The 7,869-nt window shown below is 34.7% G+C and carries 5 protein-coding genes and 2 pseudogenes; 1 reads left to right on the forward strand and 6 read right to left on the reverse strand.

Going from position 1 to position 7,869, the window contains the following annotated elements; translation table 11 throughout:
• Positions 1–86: 86 nt before the first annotated feature.
• The 6 genes and pseudogenes from cdd to BLT57_RS14275 all read right to left on the reverse strand — a co-directional run bounded on the left by cdd (position 87) and on the right by BLT57_RS14275 (position 5,780).
• Positions 87–569, reverse strand: a complete 483-nt coding sequence (gene cdd / locus BLT57_RS13980; RefSeq protein ID WP_091420514.1) for a cytidine deaminase — start codon at positions 567–569, stop codon at positions 87–89.
• A 71-nt stretch (positions 570–640) separates the two neighbouring features.
• Positions 641–1,870 (reverse strand): type IX secretion system outer membrane channel protein PorV, encoded by a 1,230-nt coding sequence (gene porV / locus BLT57_RS13985; protein WP_091426572.1) that lies wholly within the window; start codon positions 1,868–1,870, stop codon positions 641–643.
• 39 nt (positions 1,871–1,909) lie between these two features.
• Positions 1,910–4,068: pseudogene (gene porU / locus BLT57_RS14310) on the reverse strand (type IX secretion system sortase PorU).
• 12 nt (positions 4,069–4,080) lie between these two features.
• Entirely contained in the window at positions 4,081–4,851 is a 771-nt protein-coding gene (locus BLT57_RS14265) for a hypothetical protein (RefSeq protein ID WP_231928715.1), read from the reverse strand.
• Positions 4,820–5,527, reverse strand: a complete 708-nt coding sequence (locus BLT57_RS14270; protein WP_231928716.1) for a hypothetical protein — start codon at positions 5,525–5,527, stop codon at positions 4,820–4,822. The genes BLT57_RS14265 and BLT57_RS14270 overlap by 32 nt, the downstream gene beginning before the upstream one ends.
• A 1-nt stretch (position 5,528) precedes the next feature.
• Positions 5,529–5,780, reverse strand: a complete 252-nt coding sequence (locus tag BLT57_RS14275; protein WP_231928718.1) for a hypothetical protein — start codon at positions 5,778–5,780, stop codon at positions 5,529–5,531.
• Between the two features lie 248 nt (positions 5,781–6,028).
• Here BLT57_RS14275 and gldJ point away from each other — a divergent pair.
• Positions 6,029–7,758: pseudogene (gldJ, locus tag BLT57_RS13995) on the forward strand (gliding motility lipoprotein GldJ).
• Positions 7,759–7,869 lie beyond the last annotated feature (111 nt).

Raw genomic sequence — 7,869 nt, forward strand, 5'->3', positions numbered from 1 at the left:
GGCGTTAATTATTTAAACGAATAACAAAAGTAACACTTTAGTTAGTAATGAAAAAACTGAAAATCGTAAAATTTAGCACGAAAACGTTATAGAAAACTACGATCGAATCCCAGCGGTAATAAATTTGCGAGCGAGTGAGACTTGACAATCTTTCCAGATGTACCCATAAAGTAAATTTCTATTGGAAACTCTTGCTTCACTTCGTATTCAGCTATTGTTTGTCTGCAAGCTCCACAAGGAGGAATTGGTGTGGTATTGATGTTGTTTTGAGCTCCAGCGGTTATTGCCATACTTACAATTTTAGCATCTGGATATTGAGCTCCTGCATAGTATATAGCTGTTCGTTCGGCACATAAACCAGAGGGATAAGATGCGTTTTCTTGGTTACTTCCTGTTATGATTTCACCATTGTCTAATAATAATGCAGCGCCTACTAAAAACTTTGAATAAGGTGCATAAGCTTTTAATCTAGCTTCTTTGGCGTTTTCCATTAAGGATGCAATATGATTTGGTAACTCATTAGAGTTATCATAAACACTAAGCTTTGACTCAATTCTAATCTCCTTCATTACAAACTGTATTAGACAAAAAAACTATTGCTTAAGAACAATAGTTTTTTTGTTATCAATATAATTGACGACTAATATTCGTCATATTCGCCATCTCCAAAGTTAAAGGTTAGAGAGAAACGAAGTGTATTTTCTAACGGGCTTTGCACCTTTGAAGCCGAGAATAAATATGATAAGTCGATATTTATTGTCGTGTATTTAAATCCTGCACCTAAAGCAAAAAACTTTCGTGCTCCTTTTTCATCACTTTCATTAAAATAACCAGCTCTAAATGCAAAAGACTCTTGGTATAAATACTCAGCACCTAAAGCCCAAGTAAACTCTTTTAATTCTTCACTAAATCCTCCTGGCGCATCACCAAAAGATTGAAAAACGCCTGATAAGAACCCTACATCATTAGATTGACCTCCCGTAATAATCGTAGGTTCTCCTTCATCAATATCTGTTGTGGATGGATCGTCTACTGTTTGCTGACCGTCACCATCTGTATCTACAAATCCAAATAAGGGAGGTGTAGGCACTAAAAGTTTTGTCACTTCAGCCGTAACTGATAATTTGTTGTAATCATCAAAGATGAAATCAAACCCTCCACCTAAACGCAAATTTGTTGGTAAGAAGTTCTCTCTACCACCATCATCATATTTAATTTTAGGTCCTAAGTTTTGAATGGCGAATCCAAAGCGTGTTCTACCGTTAAAACTATTGTATGCTTCTTCTTCACTCTGATAATATCCAGTAATGTCAACACCAAAAGATCCAGCAGCTTGAGCATTAGCATCAACAGACTGGATTCGTAAATCCGAGCGTAAATAGCGCAATACTACTGCCATTGAAAACTGATCTGCCAATCGTAAAGAATACGACGCATCTATTGTAAATTCATTAGGTTTTTCTATGATAGGGTCTACAAATTCATTTTCACGAATTTCAATTTCTCCAAGGCCAAAATATTTAAAACTAAAACCAAAGGCACTTCGCTCATTGATTCTATTAAAATAGGTCAAATAAGCAATAGAAATATCATTTACTAATCTACTCAAATAAGGCGTATAACTCACTGCTATTCCTGATTTTGCTTCAGAAAATGTATACTTCGCAGCGTTCCATTGTTGTGCATATGCATCTACAGAAGTCGCAACTCCCATATCTCCCATACCTGCAGCTCGCGCGTCGGGCGCAATCAACATAAAGGGCACACCAGTTGTTATTACTGTAGACTGATTATCAAATGTTATGGTTTCTTGAGCATTTAACGTGTTAAATACTGTAAGTATAATTAGGGCTAAAATGTATTTTTTCATATGTAATTTCATGTTCATTTCAAGGTATTGCTACATTGCTTATATTAAGCAAATATAAATCTTTATTATAGTATGACAAGTTTTTCGATTTTTTTCAACTTGTTTATTTAAACGGTTCGATCTCACTTTTAGTTTATAAACATAAACTCCTTTTCCTATTTTTTCTCCGAAATCGTCTCTACCATCCCAAACAATATCCTTTGAAAGTGAGCTCGTGATTTTACTTCCTCCCGAAGTTTGACCATTTAATGTACGAACAAGTTTACCAGAAACCGTAAATATTTGTACTGAAACGTCTAAAACATCTGAACTATTGTGATTAAACCAAAATTCGGTATAATCAATAAACGGATTTGGATAGTTTAAAACATTAGTAATGACCAATTCATCATCTTTATCTCGCACTAGAAATTCTATTTCGGCAATTGATGAATTATTATATACATCCCAAGCTTTAAGCGTTAAGGTATGTAACCCTGGCTCTAGTTCTCTAAAGGCATAACTTAATTTTCCGCTTTGGTAGTCATCTACATTGGCTTGATAATAATCATTTAGAACAAATGGATTGGTTTCATCACCATCAATAATCGCAGTAATATCATGACCAATACCACTTGCTGTATTGATTCCGTTATCATCTTGCAATTTTGCAATAAGTGTTGGTTGTTCATTGGTAATTCCTCCGGATACGAAATTTTCATCATTCATAAACAAATTGATTACCGGACCAATATTGTCTTCCTCTGCATTTTCATTTATACCTCCTACTTGAATATCGAAACTATAACCTGCCTTATCATCAAGTATATTATCTTGTTTAGAATAAAAACTCACCTTACCTTGCCCTACTGGAATTCCGATATCTCGAGGCACCACATATTCAAATTCAAAGTTTCCATTGGTTACAGTCGCCTGTCCTTTAAAAATAGTTTCTCCTATCGTTTTTAAAATCCAATATAATAAGATCCCCATTACTTGTCGTCCGTCGTTTCCTAAGGTTTGTCGATCAATTTCTTTATCAAATACAGTCGCAGTGACGACGCCATTATAATTTGACAAGAAATTTCCTGAACTATCATAAACTTCTCCAGACATTTTAACTCTATCCAATGCTTTAAGTGGCTCATTAAATTGGCTTAATGGAATATCGTTAACTTGAGTTAAACGAATTTCGGGCTTTGCAAATGCTAATTGCATTGCAGGATCACCAATAAAAAACACTAGTGATTTTTGAGGGCTTCCAACAACACCAACATCATTTTTAGTTCGTCTTAGGGCTTCTCCAATAGTAGGATACTCATTTGATCCATAACTAAACAAGTACTGATCAAGAACTTCATTAAAAGACACACCTATAGTAACAAAAATCTGTCTTGTCGTGGTAATTAATCCAATAGCCCTCCTATTTTATTCCAATAGGTAAATTCACCGGCCGTTATTCTTTGTGGATTATCAAACTTTGTATACTCACAGGTCACAGTCACAAAGAGTGGAAATTTGCATACATTTCTTATATCTTGAGCATCGTTCTTTGTAAAAATACGTTCACCAGACAATCCGTCTTCTCCGCCATGACCAAAATAATTAACAACCAAAGCACCAACTTCAATCGCATCTTTAATGGCTTTATTCACTTCAGGGTAACGTTCTCCGCTCGCCGTGGATTCTTGTTGAAACGCGTCCGTATGAATCTTGATAACATTCATAAAAGGTTTTTCTTCTGTCACCTCATTTCCAATAGCATCGGTTGTGCTTTCAAGAACTATTTCCCAGTCTTTATCAACATCATCTGAAATAACTACAAAATTATTTCTCCAACTGCCAAATGCTTCTTCTTGATAATAACCGTCTATTTTATCTACTAACTCTTTGGCGCGCTGAGGAGACTCAGCTAATATTCTACCAACAGCAATATCTAATCGATCTTGAATTTGCATCAAACCTTCATTTTCATCCATCATTCCGTAGAAATCATCAGAAATAAATGAAGAGGTCAAACTAAAACTCTCCAATGAATTCCATATTGGTACGATATTAGTATTATTTGAAATACGATCTTTATAATCGTAGGATGCATCTCCGAAAAGACATAAATATTTCATTCTTCGATCGGGAGAACTAGCGTTATCATACACATATTTAACCATATTTCTTATGGCTGATATATCGGGATTACCAGAGCTAAACTCATGATAAATTTCATTTAAAGTTTACCACTTGACATTTAAATTATATTGTTCTCTATTAATTTGAGCTAGACGTTCGGCTTGTGTCACAAAATTATTATGAGATACAATAATATAGTCGACATCCTGAAACTCGCCTTGTGCATTTTGAAAAATGGTTCCTTTTATATTCTGGTTGCTTACTGAAGTATTTGCGTCTCTCGACGGCTGGTAATAATCTATACTTGAAACGGTGACATAATTTTTATTAGTTCCAGCAACGTCTTTAAAACTGAAGTTGGCACTCTGATCACTATTTACTACTCTTTGTACATTATATTTATCGGTTATATCCCAAACTTCTTGTATTGAGCTGGCATTACCAATTGTGTATTCTACAATTCCTGGGTTAAGAGCCACGTCATCATTTCTAAACCTGAATTGCGTGCCTTCAAAGATTAATCCTCTTGTAGCTTCAATAGAGATATAGTCTAAATAACCAAATGCTGATGGGTTACTATTATTATTAAAAATCAATTTAACAGCAACATCAGATGAAGGTAAATCAACCTCTTGATCAAAGGTTTTACTATCCGCGAGAATAGGATCATCAACAATAACAAACCCTAAAGTACTAATCAATGTACCATTTAATAAGATTTTCATATCGGTAATGGTCGACTCACTAACTCCTGCGGTAATAACTTTCATCTTTGCTGGTTCGGATGCAATAATGTTTGGAAAGTTAAAGCTAAAGTCTTGTTCATTTTCAATATCAAAGCGTTCACCAAACCAGCGTCTTCCTATTTTTGCCAAGTTTATTTTCATCCACTTCATAAAACTGATAATCTTGAAAGGTATTTACGTCTATAGTTGGACTTCCATCAGGTTGATTCAATGACTGTATCCGCTTACCAAATGCGCCTTGAGTATTTACATAATAATAGGATTTATTAGAATAGAGATTTAAATTAGTATCACTGTCTTCATTGTAACCCGTCGGACCTTCGGCATAAAACAAGATGAAATCTTCATTATTGAATACACCGTCCTCTTCTCCAACAAATCGAATCGCATTTTCCGTAAGATCAAATGGATAATACTCATTGTTGGCTAATGGCAGCATAGCACCACCATTACCATAAATCTTTATGGTTCTTGGGTCGACATTAGTATTGACACCTATCGAACTTAAAAACGACTTACTCAATCTAAATACTCCAGATTTATCTACATAAAATCTATGCCAAGTACCCGTATTCAAAATTGAATTTGTAATTTCTTGAGTGCTTTGAGCCGATCGAGATAAGTTTCCATACTGGTATGTAATCGTAAAAGAAGTCATCTTTTTATAGATACCACGATCATTAATAATTGGCGTAATTTCAAAATAAGCGGAAATTTCATCTCTATCAATCGCATTCTTTAAACTTAGTTTTGGCGCATTAGGAATCAATTCTAAAGGAAGTTGTTTCAACTCTGAAACAGTCATATTACTGTAAGAAACCTGGCTTAACACAAACAGAATTTTCATTGATATAATTACTCTCTTCCCATTGTGAAAAGAATATTAAGCCTTTCTTATAAGTAAAGTTAAAATGTTTTTTATCAAATCCAGGAACTTCTAATGATGCTGTTGAAGTTTCTAAGGTTCTTGGTGATTCCCAACTAATATTAAATTGCTTTTGCTGAGAAAACCCAAATAAAGAGCAAACAATTAATGGTAATAGTAAGTACTTTTTCATAGTCAAATAACGTCTATAACTCGTGATATTATGGAGTCTCAATTTTTTATTCAAAATTACAACAATAATTGATTTATTCAACCGTTATTAACATCAAAATACACCGATAAACTGATCAAAAATCCGTTATTGTGTGCAAAAAAAGGATGAAATGCAACTTTTTTTCCATTTTAGTGCAAAAAAAGTTGTTAGTTTACCTTTAATTACTATATTGCGTGTCTAAAATCAAACTAGCTTACTTAAAAAGTATGGATATGAAAAACATCTTAAACCTAAGGATACTATTGGCCCTAGTACTATCTTTAACAATCGTTAGCTGTAGCAGAAACTCTTCTTCAAATAAACGTCTCTAGAGCAACAGGATGGAAAATTAATGACAAAAATGGTGGTTTTCAGTATAACGACAAGTTCCAAGAACAAGAAACTGCACCAGGATTAGTTTTCATTGAAGGTGGAACCTTCACAATGGGTAAAGTTCAGGATGTCATGCATGACTGGAATAACTCTCCTAACCAACAACACATTCAATCTTTTTACATGGATGAAAGTGAAGTTACTAATAAAATGTACACAGAGTATTTAGATTGGATAAAAACTACTTATCCGCCTGAAGAAGAAAACTATAGACTAATCTATGAAGGTGCTTTGCCTGATACATTAGTATGGAGAAATCGTTTAGGTTATGCTGAAATGATGACTGAAAACTATTTGCGCCATCCAGGTTACGGTGAGTATCCTGTGGTTGGAGTAAGTTGGATCCAAGCTGTCGAATTCGCTAACTGGAGAACAGATAGAGTTGCTGAAATGGAATTACAAAATGCTGGATATCTAGAAAGAGATTCACATTTATCTTCTTCTGCAGAAAGCAATTTTAATGTAGATACTTATATCAATGCTCCAACACTTACATATGGTGGTAATGACTCTATTATCAATCCTCAAAAATCAAGACGACGTGTTCAAACCACCGCTGCAGGTGATACAATAAACAGATTCGCGAAAGAGAATCTGGTATAATCGGACCTGATTACAGACTACCAACTGAGGCAGAATGGGAATATGCAGCTCTTGGCTTAAGTGAATTGAGAAGCTATAATGTCTATCGCGGACGTAAAAAATATCCATGGGACGGTCAATACACACGTTCTGGGAAACGAAAAAACTAAAGGAGATCAATTAGCAAACTTTAAGCAAGGAAAAGGAGATTACGGCGGAATTGCTGGGTGGTCTGATGATGGCGCTGATATTACTGCTCAAGTAATGTCATATGCACCTAACGATTATGGGTTATACGATATGGCAGGTAATGTTGCTGAATGGGTAGCCGATGTATATCGTCCTATAGTAGATGACGAATTTAATGACTTTAACTACTACAGAGGGAATGTCTACACTAAAAATGCGATTAACGAAGATGGAACAGTGAAAATTGTTACTCCTGATGAGATTGTGTTTGACACTTTAAGTAATGGTCAAGTAATTGCAAGAAACTTGCCAGGTGAAATCTTACAGGTAGGTGTTGACGAAAATGAAACGTACTTAAGAACAAACTTTGATAAAAAGTGATAACCGTAACTTTAGAGATGGAGATGCTAGATCATCACGACAGTACGCTGATAGCTTTGATGAAGACGAAGACACTTCTGATAAAAGCAACTTAACTAGCAAAATGTATAACTCTCCGCGACATAACGTTAAAAGAGATTCTACAGGTCAGATTATAAAAGAATATGACACCTCTAATGATAGAACGTCTTTGATTAATGATGAAGTGAGAGTATATAAAGGGGGTTCTTGGAGAGATAGAGCCTACTGGATTGATCCAGCACAACGCAGATATTTCCCACAGGATATGGCAACTGACTATATCGGGTTTAGATGCGCAATGTCTAGAGTTGGTTCAAAACTCAAGGAAATAGTAAGAAGAGAAACTAATTCTTTTTTTAGAAGATATAAAAGTCCTAATCATAATGATTAGGACTTTTTCTTACTTTTATTTTATGAAATTAGAAACTATATACAAGCATTTTTTGACATGTGATTCTGTTTGCACTGACACCAGGAAAACCGGAGATAACAGCATGTTTTT

Source organism: Formosa sp. Hel1_31_208, from assembly GCF_900104785.1.
In the GTDB taxonomy this organism is placed as follows: domain Bacteria; phylum Bacteroidota; class Bacteroidia; order Flavobacteriales; family Flavobacteriaceae; genus Psychroserpens.